This window comes from Corynebacterium sp. (genome assembly GCF_030152825.1).
In the GTDB taxonomy this organism is placed as follows: domain Bacteria; phylum Actinomycetota; class Actinomycetes; order Mycobacteriales; family Mycobacteriaceae; genus Corynebacterium.
In genome coordinates this window covers 42938-61990 of sequence record NZ_JASLIP010000037.1, presented here as the reverse complement: position 1 = coordinate 61990, position 19053 = coordinate 42938, and the positions used below count along the sequence as shown (strand labels likewise).

14 protein-coding genes are annotated in these 19053 nt (G+C 64.8%); 10 read left to right on the top strand and 4 right to left on the bottom strand.

Features of this window, described 5'->3' with window-relative positions:
* Positions 1-59 precede the first annotated feature (59 nt).
* Entirely contained in the window at positions 60-1913 is a 1854-nt protein-coding gene (gene lepA, locus Q1V78_RS04490; protein WP_300612093.1) for a translation elongation factor 4, read from the top strand.
* A gap of 132 nt (positions 1914-2045) precedes the next feature.
* Here the strand turns inward: lepA and Q1V78_RS04485 are convergent, their stop codons facing one another.
* Positions 2046-3083: a bile acid:sodium symporter family protein gene (locus Q1V78_RS04485; protein ID WP_300612091.1), complete on the bottom strand. Its 1038-nt coding sequence runs from the start codon at positions 3081-3083 to the stop codon at positions 2046-2048.
* A 212-nt stretch (positions 3084-3295) separates the two neighbouring features.
* On the opposite strand from Q1V78_RS04485, the gene Q1V78_RS04480 reads away from it, so the two are divergent.
* The 3 genes from Q1V78_RS04480 (at position 3296) to Q1V78_RS04470 (ending at position 5779) form a co-directional block, all read left to right on the top strand.
* Entirely contained in the window at positions 3296-3775 is a 480-nt protein-coding gene (locus Q1V78_RS04480; RefSeq protein WP_331550709.1) for a phosphoprotein phosphatase, read from the top strand.
* Positions 3776-4013: 238 nt separating this feature from the next.
* On the top strand, positions 4014-4784 hold the full coding sequence (locus Q1V78_RS04475; RefSeq protein WP_300612089.1) for a hypothetical protein: 771 nt from the start codon (positions 4014-4016) through the stop codon (positions 4782-4784).
* A gap of 65 nt (positions 4785-4849) precedes the next feature.
* Positions 4850-5779 carry a hypothetical protein gene (locus tag Q1V78_RS04470; protein WP_300612087.1) on the top strand — a complete coding sequence of 310 codons (930 nt, stop codon included), beginning with the start codon at positions 4850-4852 and terminating at the stop codon, positions 5777-5779.
* An 87-nt stretch (positions 5780-5866) separates the two neighbouring features.
* Here Q1V78_RS04470 and Q1V78_RS04465 read toward each other — a convergent pair whose 3' ends face one another.
* On the bottom strand, positions 5867-8467 hold the full coding sequence (locus Q1V78_RS04465) for a DEAD/DEAH box helicase (protein ID WP_300612085.1): 2601 nt from the start codon (positions 8465-8467) through the stop codon (positions 5867-5869).
* A gap of 139 nt (positions 8468-8606) precedes the next feature.
* Between Q1V78_RS04465 and Q1V78_RS04460 the strand changes: the two genes are divergently transcribed.
* Both Q1V78_RS04460 and Q1V78_RS04455 read left to right on the top strand, forming a co-directional pair.
* Positions 8607-9458, top strand: a complete 852-nt coding sequence (locus Q1V78_RS04460) for a 3-hydroxybutyryl-CoA dehydrogenase (RefSeq protein ID WP_300612083.1) — start codon at positions 8607-8609, stop codon at positions 9456-9458.
* Positions 9459-9536: 78 nt separating this feature from the next.
* Positions 9537-9710, top strand: a complete 174-nt coding sequence (locus Q1V78_RS04455) for a CsbD family protein (RefSeq protein WP_284846627.1) — start codon at positions 9537-9539, stop codon at positions 9708-9710.
* Between the two features lie 154 nt (positions 9711-9864).
* Here Q1V78_RS04455 and Q1V78_RS04450 read toward each other — a convergent pair whose 3' ends face one another.
* Positions 9865-11760: an ABC transporter ATP-binding protein gene (locus Q1V78_RS04450; RefSeq protein WP_300612080.1), complete on the bottom strand. Its 1896-nt coding sequence runs from the start codon at positions 11758-11760 to the stop codon at positions 9865-9867.
* A 71-nt stretch (positions 11761-11831) separates the two neighbouring features.
* Positions 11832-13133: an aminotransferase class I/II-fold pyridoxal phosphate-dependent enzyme gene (locus Q1V78_RS04445; protein WP_300612078.1), complete on the bottom strand. Its 1302-nt coding sequence runs from the start codon at positions 13131-13133 to the stop codon at positions 11832-11834.
* 218 nt (positions 13134-13351) lie between these two features.
* On the opposite strand from Q1V78_RS04445, the gene Q1V78_RS04440 reads away from it, so the two are divergent.
* From Q1V78_RS04440 to Q1V78_RS04425, 4 genes are all read left to right on the top strand, one after another.
* Positions 13352-14278 (top strand): ABC transporter substrate-binding protein, encoded by a 927-nt coding sequence (locus Q1V78_RS04440; RefSeq protein ID WP_300612077.1) that lies wholly within the window; start codon positions 13352-13354, stop codon positions 14276-14278.
* Positions 14279-14376: 98 nt separating this feature from the next.
* Positions 14377-16548: a M3 family metallopeptidase gene (locus Q1V78_RS04435; RefSeq protein WP_300612075.1), complete on the top strand. Its 2172-nt coding sequence runs from the start codon at positions 14377-14379 to the stop codon at positions 16546-16548.
* A 35-nt stretch (positions 16549-16583) separates the two neighbouring features.
* Complete coding sequence (locus tag Q1V78_RS04430; protein ID WP_300612073.1) at positions 16584-16871, top strand: hypothetical protein; 288 nt, start codon at positions 16584-16586, stop codon at positions 16869-16871.
* 236 nt (positions 16872-17107) lie between these two features.
* Positions 17108-18943, top strand: a complete 1836-nt coding sequence (locus tag Q1V78_RS04425) for a long-chain fatty acid--CoA ligase (protein WP_300612149.1) — start codon at positions 17108-17110, stop codon at positions 18941-18943.
* The last annotated feature ends 110 nt before the right edge of the window (positions 18944-19053 follow it).

The following is a 19053-nucleotide window of genomic DNA, read 5'->3' as shown; positions in this document are numbered from 1 at the left end:
GATTTACCCCCGCACGGTGCTGGGGAGAAGTGGCTTGAAGGAGAGTCGAGGAGTACGGCATGAGCGCCAAGCAGAAGAACTACGCCATCGAGACGTTTACGGAGCCCGAGCGGATCCGAAACTTCTGCATCATCGCTCACATCGACCACGGGAAGTCGACGCTGGCGGACCGCATCCTCGACCTCTCCGGCGTCATCGAGCACCGCGATATGCGCGACCGCTACCTGGACAACATGGAGCTGGAGCGGGAGCGCGGCATCACCATTAAGGCGCAGAACGTGCGCATCCCGTGGGTGCCGAAGTCCGGTGAGCACGAGGGCGAGCAGCTGGTCCTCCAGCTCATCGACACCCCGGGCCACGTGGACTTCACCTACGAGGTCTCCCGCGCCCTCGAGGCCTGTGAGGGCGCGATCCTGTTGGTCGATGCGGCCCAGGGTATTGAGGCCCAGACCCTGGCGAACCTCTACCTCGCGATGGATAAGGACCTGGAGATCATTCCGGTCTTGAACAAGATCGACCTCCCGGCGGCCGATCCGGAGAAGTACTCCCAGGAGCTGGCGAACATCATCGGCTGCGAGCCGGAGGAGGTCCTGCGCGTCTCGGGCAAGACGGGCGAGGGCGTGCCGGAGCTGCTGGACCGGGTCTGCGAGCTCGTCCCGCACCCGGTGGGCGACCCGGATGCCCCGGCCCGCGCGCTGATCTTCGACTCGGTTTACGACACCTACCGCGGCGTGGTGACCTACATCCGCATGATGGACGGTCGCCTCAACGACCGCGAGAAGAACAAGATGATGTCCACCGGGACGGAGCACGACACCCTCGAGATCGGCGTCGTCTCCCCGGGACCGACGAAGACCAAGGGCCTCAGCATGGGCGAGGTGGGCTACCTCATCACCGGTGTGAAGGACGTCCGTCAGTCCAAGGTCGGCGATACCGTCACCCTGGCTCACAACGGCGCGACCGAGCCGTTGCAGGGCTACGCCGAGCCGAAGCCGATGGTCTACTCGGGTCTGTTCCCGATCTCCGCGGACCAGTACCCGGAGCTGCGCGAGGCCATCGAGAAGCTGCAGCTCAACGACGCCTCCCTGAGCTTCGAGCCGGAAACTTCCGTCGCCCTGGGCTTCGGTTTCCGCTGCGGCTTCCTGGGCCTGCTGCACATGGAGATCACCCGCACCCGCCTGGAGCGGGAGTTCGGCCTGGATCTGATCTCCACCGCCCCGTCCGTGGTCTACCGCGTAATCCAGGAGGACGGCACCGAGACCTTCGTGCGCAACCCGTCCGACTGGCCGGGCGGCAAGATGCAGGCGGTCTACGAGCCGATGGTGGATATGACGATCATCGTGCCGGAGACCTTCCTGGGCGGGACCATGGAGCTGTGCCAGTCCAAGCGTGGCCAGATGAAGAACATGGACTTCCTCTCGCAGGACCGCGTGGAGCTGCGCTACCGCATCCCGCTGGGCGAGATCATCTTCGACTTCTTCGATTCCTTGAAGTCCCGCACCAAGGGCTATGCCTCTCTGAACTATGAGGAGGCCGGCGAGGAGCAGGCGGACCTGGTGAAGGTGGATATCCTGCTGCAGGGCGAGCCGGTGGATGCGTTCAGCGCGATCGTGCACCGCGAGAATGCTCACTACTACGGCAACAAGATGGCCGTGAAGCTCAAGGATCTGATTCCACGCCAGCAGTTCGAGGTGCCGATCCAGGCTGCCATCGGCTCAAAGATCATCGCGCGTGAGAACATCCGCGCGCTGCGCAAGGACGTCCTCGCGAAGTGCTACGGCGGTGACATCTCGCGTAAGCGCAAGCTGCTGGAGAAGCAGAAGGAAGGTAAGAAGCGCATGAAGAACATTGGTACCGTCTCGGTGCCGCAGGAGGCCTTCGTCGCTGCCCTGTCCACCGGGGGCGAGGACTAACTTCCTTCCTTTAGGACGACGACCCGGCCGCCAGTTTGGCGTTGCCGGGTCGTTGTGTATTTCAGCTGCCCAAGGTTCAGCGCGTGGGCGCACAGGCTCACGCGCGAAACGGGGAGCGGGCTTTAGTGAGCCTTAGTCTGCGACCGGGGTCGGGGCCTCCTCAGGGTTAGCCTGCTTGGTTTCTTGGGTTGCGGGCTGAGCCGCGCGCTTGGCGTCGATGCGGCGTGCCAGGAAGGCGAAGATCGCACCGGAGATGTTGTGCCAGACCGCGGCGATCGCGCCTGGGATGGCGGCCTCGGGGCTCCAGTACTTGCCCGCCATCGCGGAGGACAGGCCTGCGGACTGGGTGGCGACCTCGATGGAGGTGGTTCGGGCGACGGCCTGGGAGTAGCCGAAGACCTTGGCCGCCAGGAAGCCCAGGGCGTATCCGATGGCGTTGTGCAGGATCACCGCGATGAGGGTGAGCAGGCCGACCTTGGCCAGGGTGTCGGAGGACTTCGCGACGGCGGGGAAGACCACACCACCGATGGCGATGATGGACAGCCATGGCAGGATCGGCAGCAGCGCGGTGACGAAGCGGTCGAAGATCACGCGGATGACCAGGCCACCGACGACGGGCAGAAGCACAGTCTGAACCAGGGACCAGGCCATGTTCGCGCCGTCGACTGGGGTCTCCTCACCGGCGAGCAGCAGCATGATGATCGGGGTAGCGATGGGGGACAGGATCGTCGACACGGAAGTCATAGCGACGGAGAGGGCGACGTCGCCCTTCGCGAGGTAGGCGACCACGTTGGAGGTCGTGCCGCCGGGCACGGAGCCCAGCATCAGCAGGCCGATGGCGAGCATCGGGTTGAGCCCCAGCAGCTTGGCGACCGCGACCGCGCCCAGCGGCATGATGACGAACTGGGCGATCACGCCGACGAAGATCGGCCAGGGGCGACGCAGAATCTCCTTGAAGTCCGGCAGGGTCAGCGTGAGCCCCATGCACAGCATGATGATGGCGATCATCGTGGAGACGTGCGGAGCCAGCGGGGTAAAGGTGCCGGGGGAGAAGAAGGCCAGGGCGGAGCCGGCCAGGATGAACGCCGGGAAAGCGAAGACGGCGATGCGTGCCGAGCGCTCTTCGGCATCCACGGTGGTGGTGTTCGTGGTGGTGTTGTGCTGAGTCATAAAACCACTATATGGGATCAGGTTCCCAAAGTATGAAATGGGGCGGTTTTTGCTGAGCATGGCTAAGTTGGGATGAAAGTGTTGAACAGAGCGCGTTATCGATGAGATGGGCGCGATGTTCGTGAGGATTAAGGGAGGTGTGCGCGATGTTGGCCAGCGGAGAAGGGTCCACAACCTGGTTCACGAGCGATCTGCATCTTGGGCACCCCTTGGTGTCCGGCATTAGGGGTTTCGGCGAGGACGAGGCCGGGGTGGCCCGTCACGACGACACGCTGCTAAGCAACCTCCGCGAGTCCCTGCAGGAGGGGGACCACCTGTGGATCCTCGGAGATATCTCCAGCGGCTGGGGGCCACAAGAAGAGGCGGCGCTCGACAAGATCCAGGTGGCGCTGCGTGCGGAAGATATGCCGCGGGTCTACCTACACCTGGTGAGCGGCAACCACGACTCAACCCACCCGCTGCACACGCACGCCTACCTGCGCCAGCCCCGCTTCCTGGAAGTCTTCGGCTCCGTGCAATCGATGCAAAACCTCCTCTGGGAGGGGCACACTGTGTGGCTCAACCACTTCCCGCGCCCCGGCCAGGACCACATCCCAGGTGGTTCCCGCCACGACGAGCTGCGCCTGGATGTGCCCTGGATGCTGCACGGTCACCTCCACTCGCCGACCCCATCACCGGTGTCGGCCAGGTAGACGTTGGCGTCGATCCCTGGGGGTTCAAGCCGGTGGTCAAGGAAGAGCTCATGGAGACCCTCATGGCCTCCGGGCGGGCCTAAGCACCGAGAATTCCAAGGCCCTGTGCTGAAAAAAATTGGCTGAGCTGCGTTGCTCTGAGAGGTCTCTAAGGTAGGGTTAATCCGAAAACCTCGTGGCCTAAGCTGCATTTCTCCTGCTTCGGGCACCCCTGGACGCTTTAAAAGGTGGGAAGACAGTGAAGTTCAATATCCGCACTTCCGCGACACCGGCACGCTCGCTCGCTGCCGTACTCCTCGGTGCGGGCCTCACTGCCTCGGCCGTCGCGGGACCGGTTGGTGCAACGAACGCGGCGAAGCAGGAAGCGCTCGCAGCGTGGCCCGCGACGTCCGAAGACCTGGGCAAGTACATCACCAACGTGCCTGCCGAGACCACGATGTCCGTCGTCACCCCGAAGGGGATCGCGAAGACCGGCAACGCCGACGAACCGCGCCCCGGGCTGTCCGTGATGAAGATGTACATCGCGGACTACGTCCTGAAGTCCGGGGATAAGTCCGGCCGCGATTGGTACCTCACCCAGAAGATGCTGCGCATCTCCGACGATGACGCCGCCAACCAGCTCTATAAGAAGTACCCGGAGGCGATCACCAAGACCGCCCAGCGCTATGGCCTGTGGAGCACCGTGGCGGGGGATAAGTGGGGCACCTCGCTGACGAGCGCGACGGATGCCGCAGTTTTCCTCGATAACCTGCGCAAGCATACCCCCAACTCCCCGGTGCTGTTCTGGATGGGCACGGCGGCTCCCGTGGCCAGCGACGGCACCCGCCAGAACTGGGGCACCGCGCAGCTGCCGGGCGCCGAAGGTACCAAGTGGGGCTGGTCCGACTACGGCCAGACGGCGGTGAGCTCCGCCAGCTACGGCGCCAACTACACCGCTGCCGCCTTCACCTGGGGCGGACCTGCTAAGCAGACGGAAGATGTGAAGTCCGCCCGCCCACACTCCTGGTAGTCGTTTAAGTCACCTAGACTGGTTCCTCAAGATAAGGGTTCTTACCCTGAAGGAGGACACAAACTGTGACCAACCACCGCGACAACGGAAGCGGCCGTCCGAACTGGAACTACGAGGACGACGACGCCGAGACCTCGTTCTTCCCCGGCGTGAACGACGAGGGCTTTGACCAGGCCGACGGGGGTTTCGACGGAGACGACGATGCGACACGCATCATTCGCCCGGAGCAGGGGCCGGATCACGGGGCAGATCACGCTGCCGCCGATCAGTTCGACACCCAGTACCTCCCGGATGGGATCGGTGACTACCCCGACCACGAGGCTGCGCAGTACCCGCCGCACCGCGCTGCCGGGCAGCCGGATAATCAGAACGGGCAGCCTCCCCAGTACCGTCACGATCAGCCCCAGTACCAGCAGGGGCCACCCCAGTATCAGCAGGGCCCGCCACCGGGCTATGCTTCCGGCTACCCGGGGCCGCAAGGACCAGGCCCACAGCAGGGCTATCGGCAGCCGCCGAATGGCTATCCGCCGCGCCAGCCGCAGCAGCACGGCAATCCCCAGTTCAGCGGCGGCGCCCCTGGGCGGAATGGTCAGGGCAAGCGGCGCACCCCAGTGGGACCCATCCTGGGAATCCTACTGGTCATCGCTCTGCTGATCGGCGGGTTCATGTGGTGGAATAACCGCTCCGACGAGTCCGCGGATGAGAAGTCCTCGAGCTCCACGACCGCCACCACCACCGTCACCACCGAGCCCACCACTGAGGATTCGGAGCCGTCGACGGAGCCCAGCCGCGGCCCCAACCTGGATGACCTGCGCAACCGCCTCGGCGGTCGCGATAACCAGGGTCCGGGTGGCCAGCCGGGCGGGGACACCAACCCCGCGCCGGAGGGCAATAACCCGGGCAACGGCACCGGCGGCATCGAGCTGCCCGACACAAGCCAGCTCGAGCAGGACCTGCGCAACCGCGCCGACGACCTGCTGAACCAGCTGGGCTAGTATCCAGCGCCTGCCCGCGAGCCGTTGCGGCGCGCCCCCTGGGCAAGCTTGAGAAGGCGAGAGTGGCCCAGAACGCCTGGGAACAACCTAAAGCGTCGGGGTCTCGCCCCGAAGCTCCTTGATCCGCTCCTTCTCGGCGGCGAGCACCTCGCTCATGACCTGCTGGTCCGTAATGTCCATGGCCTCCGGGTTCTGTTGCGCCGCCACCGAGTCGCGGGCATAGGAATCGAAGAGCTCCCGCTTGGTTGCCAGCAGCAGGTGCAGTCGCTCCTCCACGGAGTCTGGGGTGAGCAGCCGGTGCACCTCCACCGGGTTGATTTGGCCCATCCGGTGGGCGCGCGCGATGGCTTGCGCCTCGACCGCCGGGTTGAGCTGTGGCTCGATGAGCACCACGTGGTTCGCCGCCTGGATATTCAGCCCCTCGCCGGCAGCGTTGATCTGCGCGACGAGCACCGCGCCAGGCTCGGCTGCGGTGAAGTCATCCACCGCCTGCTGGCGTTCCTGGTGGCTCACCCCGCCCGCGATCGGGCCGAATGCCCGGTCGCCGAGGCTGTCCATGAGGTGATCGAGCACGCCGCGGAAGTACGTGAACACGATCGTCTTATCGTCATCCAGGCCATCGGTGAGCAGCTCGGCGAAGCGCTCCATCTTCGCGGACCCCGGCCCGCTGAAGCTCTGCCGCATCTGCATGAAGTTGCCCACCTCGACGGCCTCGTTGTACCTCTCACGATCCGACTCGACGGCCTCGATCCATTCCTCCGTCTCGGTCAGCGGTGGCAGCTCGGCGAGGACGTCGCTCTGGTTGCGGCGCAGGTAGCGGCGCGCGACGACGGTGCGGAACTCACGCGCGCTCCTGCGTGCCTTCTCGAGCTTGGGCCCTAGCTCGGGGTCGAGGTAGCCCAGCAGCGTCTCCATCTCGGCCACCCGGTTTTCCAGCGGGGTGCCGGAAAGATAGGTGACGACGTCCGTCCGTGCGGTGAGTTGCTGTACGCCCTGGGCCTGCTTGGACTTGGGGTTCTTGGCGCGGTGGGCTTCGTCGACGACGAGCGCGCCGTAGTTAAGATCGCCGGTCATGACCGTCGAGTCCCCGCGCACCTCGGGGAAGCCCACGATGGCCACCCCGCCCCGGTTGCTGAAGGCCTCGTAGGCGGCGTCCTTGTACGGGCCGGCGATGATGTGGGGCTCAAGATCCGTGAACTTTTTGATCTCGCGCTCCCAGTTGATGCGCAGGCTGGGCGGGCAGACCACCAGAAAGTGCTTCTCGCCGCGGGCAGCGAGGTGGGCGAACACCGCCAGGGCCTGCATGGTTTTGCCCAGGCCCATCTCATCGCCGATCAGGACCTTGCGCTGGGCAAGCGCGTACCTCGCCCCGAAGTCCTGGTAACCGCGCAGGCTCGCGTGCAGCACGCCACGGAGGGTGATCTCCTCGATGGACTTGGCGATGTCCTCCGGCACGGCGGTGGCGGACTTGTCGTCGCCGAAGGCATGGAACTCCGCCGCGCGGATGGCGTAGAGGTGCCACGCCTGCTCCGTGGACAGCGGGGCGCCGCGGGTGGGGATCTTCGCGAGCTCTGCCTGCGTGATCAGGCGCGGACCATCGGCCGGCCGGGCCAGCGCGAATTCGCTGACGCCCTGTGCGTAGGCATCGAAGCCTTCCGGCAGTGCCAGGAATGGGCCTTCGAGCTGCGCTTCGCGTTGCTGTTCGCGGAACTGGAGGAGATCCGCCAGCGCGCGGACGTAGCCCGTGGATGGGCCCTTATCCCGGTAGTCGATGACCGCGGGCTGGTCCGCGCGCATCTCTGCCGCGTAGCGCTTCGCCGCGGCGATCGCCTGCCGGGCGGTCTGTTCCCCCACACCGTCATAGCGGGTGAGATCGCTGACGGTGGCGGCCTCGATATCCAGCAGGTTCAGGTGCTGCAGCGGGCCTAGGCGCAGGGAGGTCGACGGCGTGAGCTGGTCGAGGATCTGGATGTCGGTCTGCCTCAGCTCCGCGTCCGCCAGCGTGCTCTTCAGAGAACGCTGCTGGCTCTCGACCTCCGCGAGCAGCGACTTCTCGGTGGCTTCGACCTCGGCCAGCCGGGCGAGCGCTTGCCGATGGACATCGAGCTCCGCGGGCTGGTGCCAGTGCACCTCCCAGCCCGTGAGGCGCTCCAGCTCGGCGGTGATCGCCGGGCGCATCGCCGCCAGATCGATCCCCAGGAACTGACCGCGGTCCGTGGAACCCAGGGCGGCGTCCACACCGGTCAGGATGGAGTGAACCGTGGCCCCGTCGATGGCGGTGTACCTGCGGTAGGTGTCGATCTGGGCCTGTGGGCGGGAGCGGAATAGGCGGCGCAGGCCCCGGTACTCGGCGAGCTTCTTGAGCTCCGGGCGCTGCTCCTCGAGCCCGTCGCGGGTGGGGATCTCTCCCACGGTCTGCAGCGAGGAGTTGACCTCGTTCCAGGGAATGCTCGGGGCCTGGCCTGGTTCGATGCTGCGCAAGAAAGCGGCCGTGCTGAGATTCTGCCCAAGCCCGAACAGGCGGGCGGAGTCCTCGGAGCACAGCGTTGGGGCGGGTCCACCCTCGCGGAGCCAGCTGACCCGCTGCGTGGTGGCCTCCCAGTGGTAACGCACGTCGACCAGCCCGTCGATGAGCGAATCGATGCGTTGAACTGTGACTTCCTGGCCGTCGATGTTCACGCCGATCATCCTATCAACGCCCGTGTCGGCAGACCGTGCGAAAAGTGGCGAGGGGAGTGGCAGCGGAGAGGGGAAAATGACGGCGAAATGTCGTCTGCGTCACTATGCTGGAAAATATAACTATCTACCGACAAAACGGAGGTTTCACATGGTGCAGCGAGTAGGCATCGTCGGAGCAGGTCTCATGGGATCCGGAATCGCAGAGGTTGCTGCGAAGTCCGGCGCGGACGTCCTCGTGTGGGAACTGAAGCAGGAGGCCGTGGACGCCGGCCAGGCGCGAATCGAGAAGTCCCTGGCTAAGGCCGTGGAGCGCGGGAAGCTCTCCGCAGAGGACCGGGACGCTACCCTGTCCCGTCTGGGCTACACCACCAACCTGGAGGACTTCGCAGACCGCGAGATGGTCATGGAGGCCATCGTCGAGAACGAGAAGATCAAGAAGGACGTCTTCGCACAGCTTGACGAGATCGTCGAGGACAAGAGCGCCCCGCTGTGCTCCAACACCTCGTCGCTGCCGATCCAGACCATCGCCTCGGCGACGAAGAACCCGGAGCGCGTGCTCGGCCTGCACTTCTTCAATCCGGTTCCGGTTCTGCCTCTCGTGGAGGTCATCCCGGCGCTGACCACCTCTGAGGAGGCAGTGGAGAAGGCGCAGACCTTCGCGACCGAGAAGATGGGTAAGACTGCTATCCGTGCGAAGGACCGTTCCGGCTTCATCGTAAACTTCCTGCTGGTGCCGTACATGCTCTCCGCGATCCGCATGGTGGAGCAGGGCGTGGCCACCGCAGAAGACATCGACACCGGCATGAAGTTGGGCGCCGCGCACCCGATGGGCCCGCTCACCCTGGCCGACATGGTTGGCCTCGACACCTGCGCGTTCATCGCGGACGTGATGTTCGAGGAGTTCGGCGACCCGACGTACTCCTGCCCGCCGCTGCTGCGCCGCATGGTGCAGGCCGGCCACTTCGGCCGCAAGTCCGGCAAGGGTTTCTACGAGTACTAAAAATTTTTCTGCCCCGCTCGCGGTTTTTCTGTACCGTGGATGGGGCACAGGAAAATTCCTACTTCTAGGAGGAACTACATGTCTATCGACGACATCAAGGGCAAGGCAAAGGAAGCTTTCGGCGACGCAACGGGCGACGAGTCCACCAAGGCTGAGGGCAAGATCGACCAGGCTAAGTCCGACCTGCAGGACAAGGCTAACGAGGTCAAGGACAAGGCTGCTGAGGCCTTCAACAACGCCACCGACAAGTAAAGAATTTTCCCTCGTTTAAGCCCTTGGGGCCTGAGCCCCAGAGCTTGAGCTGAAAATTTTTGAGGCTCCCAACCGGTTTTCCGGTGGGGGCCTTTCTTGTTGCCCAGTCGCCTCTTGTTGCCCAGCCGCCTGAGCTCGGGGCGAGCCCCTGTGCTTAGCCCTCCGCGGGCTCTTCCTCGGGCTCACCCTCCCAGAAGCCGAAGCGCTTCAATCGTTCGCGGTCGGCCGCCGAGGTCGATCCCGTGAGCTTCAACAGCTCGGAGTAGATACCCCCGGAGGTCGCCAGCTCCGCGGGGGAGCCGACCTCGTCGACGCGCCCCTCATCCAGGGTGACGATGGTGTCCACGTTCGCGATCGTCGATAGCCGGTGGGCGATCACCAGCGTGGTGCGCCCCTCCATCAGCTGCTCCAGGCCCGCCTGGACCACGCGCTCCGCCTTCGTATCCAGCGCGGAGGTGGCCTCATCCAGCACCAGCACGGGTGCGTCCTTCAGCATCGCGCGGGCCACCGCGATGCGCTGCTTCTGGCCACCGGACAGCCGCAGGCCTCGCTCGCCGATGATCGTGTCGTAGCCATCGGTGAAGCCCATGATGAACTCGTGCGCATTCGCGCGCTTGGCCGCATCCTCGATCTCCGCCTGGCTGGCATCCGGGGTGGCGTAGGCGATGTTCTCCCGGATCGTGCCGGAGAACAGCGCGGGTTCCTGGAAGACCACGCCCACCGAGGAACGCAGCTCCGCGCTGGTCAGCGTCGACACGTCCTTGCCGCAGACAGTGAGCGTTCCGGCTGTGGGCTGATACAGGCCCAGCAGCAGGTTCACCAGGGTGGACTTCCCGCCGCCGGACTCGCCGACCAGCGCCACCGTCTGGCCTCGCTGCGCGCTGAAGCTTACGTCGTGAATGACAGGCTCGCCGGGCAGGTATTCGAAGTCCACGTCCCGGAACTCGAACACCGGGCCGGACTCCGGGGCGGAGAGCTGCGGGACGAGCGCGGCATCCACGGTCTCCTGGTCGACGAGCATGCTGCCACCCGGGCGGGAAGCGTCCCGCAGGGCGGGGGCCGTCGTCGGCTCCTCCAGCTCCTCCATCGCCTCGAAGTACTCGCGGGAACCCGCGGCGGCGCGCTGGGCGGTGTCCACCAGCCAGCTCATCATGCTGGCCGGCTGGCGGGCCATGACCACCAGCTGCAGCAGCAGGACCATATCGCCGATCGTGAAGCGCCCGCTGATCGTCTGCCAGAACAGGGTGAGGTAGATGGCGAAGAAGATGATGTTCATTCCGCCCATGCGGAAGATATCCATCATGTGCCAGTAGCGGGACTGCACGCGGGTAATCTGCACGGTTTCGTCGAAGTGCTTCTGGAACAGGCGCAGCTCGAGCAGCTCCGTGACGAAGGACTTGACCACCTTCACCTGGCCGATGACCTCGGCGAACCGGCCCTGAGCTGTATCGATGTGCTCGTTTTTCTCCTTCTCCCAGACGATCCACTTCCGGCTCGTCAGCGCGGTGAGCCACAGGTACATCGGGAAGATCACGGCCAGCAGCAGGGCCAGTGGCCAGTAGTAGATCGCGGTGATGACCAGGATCATCGCCACCGTGAGAAGCATGGAGAAGAAGTTATTGGCGAAGGACTGCAGGAACTGGGTGAGCCCCAGGATCGAGCGGTCCAGTCGCGAGATGATGGTGCCCGTGACCTGCTTGTCGTAGTAGCTCTGCGGCAGGCTGAGGAGCTTCGCGAAGTAGCGGTTGGAGAGGATCTGCCGCATCCGAGTGGCCATCACGTCACCGAACCAGCCGCCGATGTTGCGCACCAGGTTATTGGCCAGCTCCACGCCGAGCAGGGCCACTGCCAGCCAGATCACGGTCTGCAGCGCGGTGTCGCGGGAGAGCTCGCCCTGCACCGAGGCCACGATCGTGTCGGTGGCGTTTTTCACCAAGAATGGCGCGGCCAGGGCCAGGCCGGCGGTGAGGATGCTCGAGATCATCACGATCACGTAGAAGGGCATGAGCTCCTTCGTGGATCGCAGGATCCTGCCGAAAGCGGCAATCATGTACTCGCGTGCTCCTTAATTGGGGTTGAGCTCTAACAACCAAGAAGCCTAGCGAAGAGGGCAGACAGGCCTTAAGCACGCTCTCCGAAGCCCGCAGCCGCGAGGCGATCCAGGGCCTCCGTGAGGATCGCCCTAGAGGTCGCGAAGTTGATCCGCAGATGCCCGGCGCCACCGGCGCCGTAGATGGCTCCGGTGTTGAAGGCCACCTTCGCTCGCTTGAGGATCTGCTCCGCTGGGTCTGTGGGCTCCGCTGCGTTCGGTGCTGTTTCGCTGTTCCCATCCATTGCTGCGCCGAGTCCGGGGACGTCGCGAACATCCACCCACAGCAGGTAGGTCCCTTCTGGGCGGTGGAACTTCGCGCCGGGCAGTACCTCGGGCAGTCGGCGTTCGAGCAGGTCGAGGTTGCCACTGAGGTAGTCGATCTGTTCCTCCAGCCAGCCGGACTCGTCGCGGTAGGCGGCGGTCGCGGCCGCGATTCCGATGGTGGACGCCTCGCCGCTGCGCAGCTTGTGCACCCCGGCCATGATCTCGCGGTCGCGTGGGGAGCTTAAGATCATTTGGGCACATCGCAGGCCGGCGGTGTTCCACCCCTTCGACGTGGCGGTGACCGTGATGGTGTTCTCTGCCGCGATTTCGCTGACCGAGGCGGCCGGGGTGTGCTGGTGCCCCGGGTAGACGATGGGGGCGTGGATCTCGTCGGAGATCACCCGCACGTTGTACTTCGCCGCCAGCTCCACGACGTCGCGCAGTTCAGACTCGCTGAACACCCGGCCGAGGGGGTTATACGGACTGCACAGGATCAGCGACCCGGCCGGCGCGGCTGTGTTTCCCTTTTCCTCCTGTCCGTCGTTGCCCGCTCCCTTATCGACGACGACACGCCCGCGCGTGCTTGCGGTGCCGGCTGCGAAGACCTCCTCCAGGGCCGCGAGGTCGAAGCCTCCCCCCGGAGTCATGGGCACCTCGATCGCCGGCCGACCGGTGACGTCGGGCATCTCGAAGAAGGGGTTATAGGCGGGCACGGGCAGCACGATCGCGGAGCCTGCGGGGGTGAGTTCCTCGACGGCGATTTTCACGCCTGTGACCACGTCGGGGACGGAGCGAACCCAGTCTGGGGAGAAGGTCCAGCCGAAGCGGCGTTCGTAGAAGCCGGCGAGTGCTTCCCGCAGCTCCTCGTCGTCAGCGGAGTAGCCGAAGTATTCGCGGTCCATGCAGTCCTGGATGGCGCGGGCAACGGCCGGGCAGGTGTGAAAGTCGGACTCCGCGACCCACATGGGGATGACGTCATCGGGGTAGCCGCGCCACTTCTTCGTACCGCGGCGTCGCAGTTCCGCCAGGGTGGGCAGACCGAGTGTGCTGGAGTTGTGGCTAGTCATGGCCAACAGTGTACTCGCCCGGTCGGGGGGATAGACAACTCTGTCTATATTCTGGTTTTTCGCATTTAGCTAGGATAAGTATCCATTGAACGCCAGAGCGATGGGTGTGTCGGATGCGGACCAGCCGGTCGCGACCCGGTGAATATCCCTCCCGTGACTGATGAAGGAAGATCAATATGTAGAATAAAACTCTGCGGATCGGCGCCGGCATCGTTGGAGTGACCCTGGCAGCAGGGCTCGTTGCGTGCTCGGAGGAGGACACCACCGCCCAGGGTGGGCGCACCATCGATAACTGGGGCATGGAGATTTCGATTGATGAGAAGCCGGAGCGCATCGTCACCCTGCGCCAAGCCACGACCGAGAACCTCTTCGAGCTGGGGCAAAAGGACAAGATGGTCGGAACCAGCTCGCTGCACGACAAGGTTCAGCCGAAGTGGCAGGAGGCCTATGACAGCATTCCCGTGCTGAGCAAGACCGTCGCGACCGCGGAGCAGGTGCTCGACGTGGACCCGGACTTCATCGTCGCCACCCAGCGCGGCAGCTTCGTTGGAAGCCTCACCGGGGCCCGGGAGTTCTGGGCAGAAAACTGTGTGCGCACCTTCGTCTCCAACACGGATTGCCCGGAGGACGGCACGACCGGCTTCGAGAACCTCCAGAAGGACTACGAGCAGCTGGGTGAAATTCTCGGCGCGGAGGAAGAGTTCAAGAAGCTCATCGACCAGACCCAGGAAGCCGTCGATAAGGCGGACGTGAACTCCGGTAAGTCGCTCGCCTTCCTCTTCAATATCAACGATGCCGCCCCGTGGGTTGATGGCCGCTACGGCATCTCCAACGACATCGCGAAGCTCACCGGCTCGACCAACGTCTTTGAGGACCTCAAGGAGGCCCGCAACGAGGTCAGCTGGGAGGCTTTCGCCGAGAAGGATCCGGACTACATTGTCGTCGCCGACATCTCCGGCCGTGGACTGCCGATGGACACCGCGCAGGAGAAGATCGACGAGCTCAAGCGCGAGCCCGCGACCAAGAACATGAAGGCGGTGCGCGAGAATAAGTTCATCGTCGTCCCGGGCGTTGGCCTGGACCCGTCCGTGCGCTCCCTCGAGCCGCTGGAGATCATCGCCAAGGAAGTGTCTAAGGACGACTAGCGCCAAAGCGCTTGGCGCCGAAGTTTCTAGCGCCGAGGTCCCTAGCGCCCGCCACCGGCCCCACAGCCGTGTCCGGGCGGGTCGCTACACTGGAGCGCATGTTAGATTTCGACACGCCTTCCAGCCTTCCCTACGAGCTGCCGGACTTCGCCAAAGTCGAGGTCAGCGAGCTCGTCCCGGCCTTCTTCACCGCGGTGGACGACCACGCCGCGGAGATCGCGGCCATCGCGGCGAACCCCGAGGAGCCGACCTGGGAGAACACCCTGGAGGCCCTCGAGGTCTCCGGTCGGATGCTCGACCGCGTGCTCGCGGTGATCTTCAACTACGCCGGCACAATGGCCACCCCGGAGATCCGCGACGTGGAGGAGGCGGTCTCCCCGCCACTGGCGAAGCACTTCTCCGAGCTCTACCTCAACGAAGCGCTGTGGGAGCGCATCAAGCGCGTCGACGAGAACACCCAGATCGAGGAGGGCAGCGAGGAGGCCGCGCTCATGGCCTACTGGCGCCGCAAGTTCCGCCGGGGCGGGGCGGAGCTCGCCCCGGAGCAGCGGGATGAGCTCAAGCAGATCGACGAGCGCCTCGCCGAGCTGTCCACCCGCTTCGGCCGCGTCCTGCAGGAGCAGACCGAGGCCTCCGCCGTGCTGATCACTGAGGAATCGGAGCTCGCTGGCCTCAGCGAGGCCACCCGCGAGGTGCTGGCTACCGATGCGAAGGAGGCCGGCAAGGAGGGCTGGCTCATCCGGCTCGGACTGCCCAGCGTGCAGCCCATCCTGGAGTCTCTCGAGAACCCGGAGGTCCGCCGCCGGATTTACGAGGCCTCCCTGCAGCGTGCCGGCACGGCCACTGATGAGACCCTCAAGGAGATCGCCCGCCTGCGCGCCCGCCGCGCCAAGCTGCTGGGCTACGCCTCCCACGCTGACTTCGTGGCGGAGGAGGAAACCGCCGGCTCCGTCGAGGCCGTCAAGGGGCTGCTGAACCAGGTGATTCCCCCCGCGGTGAGCAACGCCCACGGCGAGTACAAGCGACTGCTGGACAAGCAGGCCGTCTCCGCTGGAGCTTCCGGTCAGGAAAACCCCGAGCTCACGGGCGCGGACTGGGCCTACTGGTCCGCCCAGCTGAAGCAGGAGGAACTCTCGGTCGACGAGGAGGAGCTGCGCAGCTACTTCCCACTGGATCAGGTGCTCGTCGACGGTGCCTTCTACGCCGCCCAGCGCCTCTACGGCATCGAGGTTGTCCGCCGCGAGGACCTCGAGGGCTACCACCCGGAGGCCCTGGTCTGGGAGGTCCGCGAAGGCGCAGACAGCAGCTACCCGGGAGCGACCCCCGGTGAGGGCATCGGCCTAATCATCACGGACATGTACGCCCGCCCCACCAAGCGGGGAGGCGCGTGGATGAGCAGCTTCGTGGACCAGTCCGACCTGCTGGGGACCAAGCCGGTTGTCGTCAACGTCCTGAACGTCGCCAAGCCTGCCGAACTTGCGCCGGGTGAGGTGGGACGGGCGCTGCTGAGCCTCGACGAGGTGGCCACGGTCTTCCACGAGTTCGGTCACGCCCTGCACGGGCTGCTCTCCGAGGTTCGCTACCCGAGCCTGTCCGGCACCTCCGTGCCGCGCGACTTCGTGGAGTTCCCCTCCCAGATCAACGAGAACTGGGCCTTCCAGCCGGAGATTCTGGCCAACTACGCCAAGCACGTGGATACCGGTGAGGTGCTGCCCGCCGAGCTGGTCGCCGCCGTCCAGAAGCAGGCGCAGTGGGGTGAGGGCTTTGCCACCACCGAGTACGTCGCCGCCTGCGTGGTGGACCTGGCCTGGCACCAGCTGACTGAGGACGAGGCCGCCCAGGTTACGGACATCGCTGCCTTCGAACGCCGCGCGCTCGAGGAGGCTGGCATCGATATCGCGGATAAGATCGCCCCGCGCTACCGTTCCGCCTACTTCAACCACATCTTCGCCGGTGGCTACTCGGCGGACTACTGGTCTTACCTCTGGGCGGAGGTGCTGGACGCCGATGGCTTCCAGGCTTTCGTTGACACCGGTGCGGCCCGGGAGGCGACGTTGGATGCTGACGAGGCAGCGACGAGCAACGAGGAGGGCGCCGAGGAGATCGATCTGGACGACGTCCGCTTCGCCGGGGAACGCTTCCGCCGCATGATCCTCTCGCGCGGTGCGACCATCGACTACGAGGATGCATTCTGGATGTTCCGAGGCCGCCAGCGCAGCGTCGAACCGCTGCTGCGCCGCCGCGGTCTGTGGGGTGCGGTTAACGGCTAAGCGCCCGCAACGAGTAGATTCTCGGTAGAGAGAACATGAATTGGCTGATCAATGCCTCGGTATGGATCCAGGCTCCGGTGGTGGTGGCATTCCTGCTTGCCTTCGCCGGGGGTACCTCCTGGCTGCTCAACAAGGTGCTCTGGGGGATCATCCCGCGCAGCGCCGAGGAAGCGGAGGTCCTGGGGCCGGAGAGCGTGAAGCTGCTGGCAGCACAGGTTGAAAAATCTGCGCCCCCGGGGCATGCCCAGCGATCCTCGGGTGCTCAGCCAGAGGGTGTCGCCAGCGCCGAGAATGGGTGTGGCGGTGAACAGGAGAGTGTTTAGGAAACCATGAAGCACCATTCGAAGGTTCGGCAGGCCCTTGCCCTGCTGCTCGTGCTCCTTCTCGTGGCGTGGCTCGTGACTAACGTCCTTTAAGGTCCTCACCCTTCGGCGGTGGGGGAGATCCGCAGGGATGCGTGACTCGGGAAAATTGGCGTTTTAGTGATCTGCACCACTTATGTGTGTTTTTATAGCTGTAGCGAAATCTATTCCTGAGCTACGGTCCACAAAGGAGAATGATGAGGACGGAATACACCTCAGAGCCGCTGTATACCATCGGCGAGAACGAGACGATTCTCACCGCGCTACGCGACCTGCAGAAAGATCATCCGAGCGTGGTCTCCTTCAGTCGCCCGAAGAACTTCGACTGGGAGGACGTCACCACCACCCAATTCCTCGATGAGGTCTATGCCGTCGCCCGCGGCCTCATCGCCAACGGGGTGCAGCCCAAGGATCGCGTCGTCCTCATGTCGGAAACTCGCTACGAGTGGTCGCTGCTCGACCTGGCGATCCAGGCGGCAGGCGCGATCTCCGTGCCGATTTACCCTTCCTCCTCGACCTCCCAGTGCGCCTGGATCGTGCAAGACTCCGGTGCCAGCTTTGCGGTGGGTGAGACTCAGGAGCACTGCGAGCGCCTCGAGAACTTCATCTCTGAAGACGGCACCCCCACCGAGAAGGAGCCGCTGACCCGCGTGCTGGGAATCAACCGCGGCGCCGTCGACATCCTCATCAACGACGCCCGCGACAAGAAGATCTCCCAGGACGAGGTCGAGGCCCGCATCGCCGACGTGCGTAGCTCCGATGTCTGCTCCATCGTCTACACCTCGGGCACCACCGGTCGCCCGAAGGGCTGTATGGTGCTGCACTCCAATTGGCTTAGCGAGGCTCGTGGCCTGGGAACCCACCCGATCGGCCGCCTGGGCATGCCGGGCAAGAGCGCGGTAACCTTCCTGCCGCTGGCCCACGTGCTCTCCCGCGCGGTGTCCTACCTGCTGCTCATCACCGGCTGCACCCAGACCCACTGGTCCGACTTCGGCACCCTGGTCACCGAATTCCAGCGCTCCAACCCGAACCTGATCCTGGGCGTGCCGCGCGTCTTCGAGAAGGTCCACGCGGGCATGCGCGCCAAGGCCTCCGATGGCTCCACGATAGGTGAGAAGCTCTTCGAGCGCGCCGAGAAGATTGCTATTGAGTATTCCAAGGCGCTGGACACCCCGCAGGGGCCGAGCCTTGCCCTGAAGACCAGCCACGCCATCTTCGACAAGCTGATCTACTCCAAGGTTCGCGAGGCCATGGGCGGGGAGCTGGAGTACGCCATCTCGGGTGGCTCGGCGCTCAACGCGGAGCTCATGCACTTCTTCCGCGGCGTCGGCGTGTATATCTACGAAGGCTACGGCCTGACCGAATCTACCGCCGCCATCACCGTGAACTTCGAGCCGGATAACATCATTGGCACCGTGGGCCGACCCGTCGGCGGCAACACCGTCCGCATCGCCGACGATGGCGAGATCCTGCTCAAGGGCGACGTCGTCTTCGGTGGCTACTGGAATAACGAGGAGGCCACCAAGGAGGCCTTCGACGAGGACGGCTTCTACGCCACCGGCGACCTGGGTGCCCTGCTGCCGACCGGCCACCTGCGCATCACCGGCCGAAAGAAGGAAATCCTCGTCACCGCTGGCGGCAAGAACGTCTCCCCGGGCCCGCTGGAGGACATTCTGCGCTCCGCCCCGCTGATCTCCCAGGCCATGGTCGTCGGCGATGATCAGAAGTTCATCGGCGCACTGATCTCCCTGGATGAGGCTGCGGTGGAGAGCTGGAAGGCCCGCCACGGCATCTCCGCTGGCACCTCTATTCGCGAGCTGGCGAAGAATGCGAACCTGCGTGGCGAGATTCAGGACGCGATCAACGAGGCCAACCAGTCGGTCTCCCACGCCGAGGGAATCAAGAAATTCCGCATCGTTCACCGCGACTTCGAGGAGGAGCGCGGTGAGGTCACCCCATCGATGAAGCTCAAGCGCTTCATGGTGGAGAAGAACTTCGCCGACGACATCGCCTGGATCTACTCCGAGAAGTAGCTGCCCGGCTCCCAATCACCGCCCCACGGGGTGGTGCCGGGGCTCGAAAGCTCATATAAATCCCCGGACACGGCCAAGCCTCCCGGACGTACCCGCATCACTCACATAAT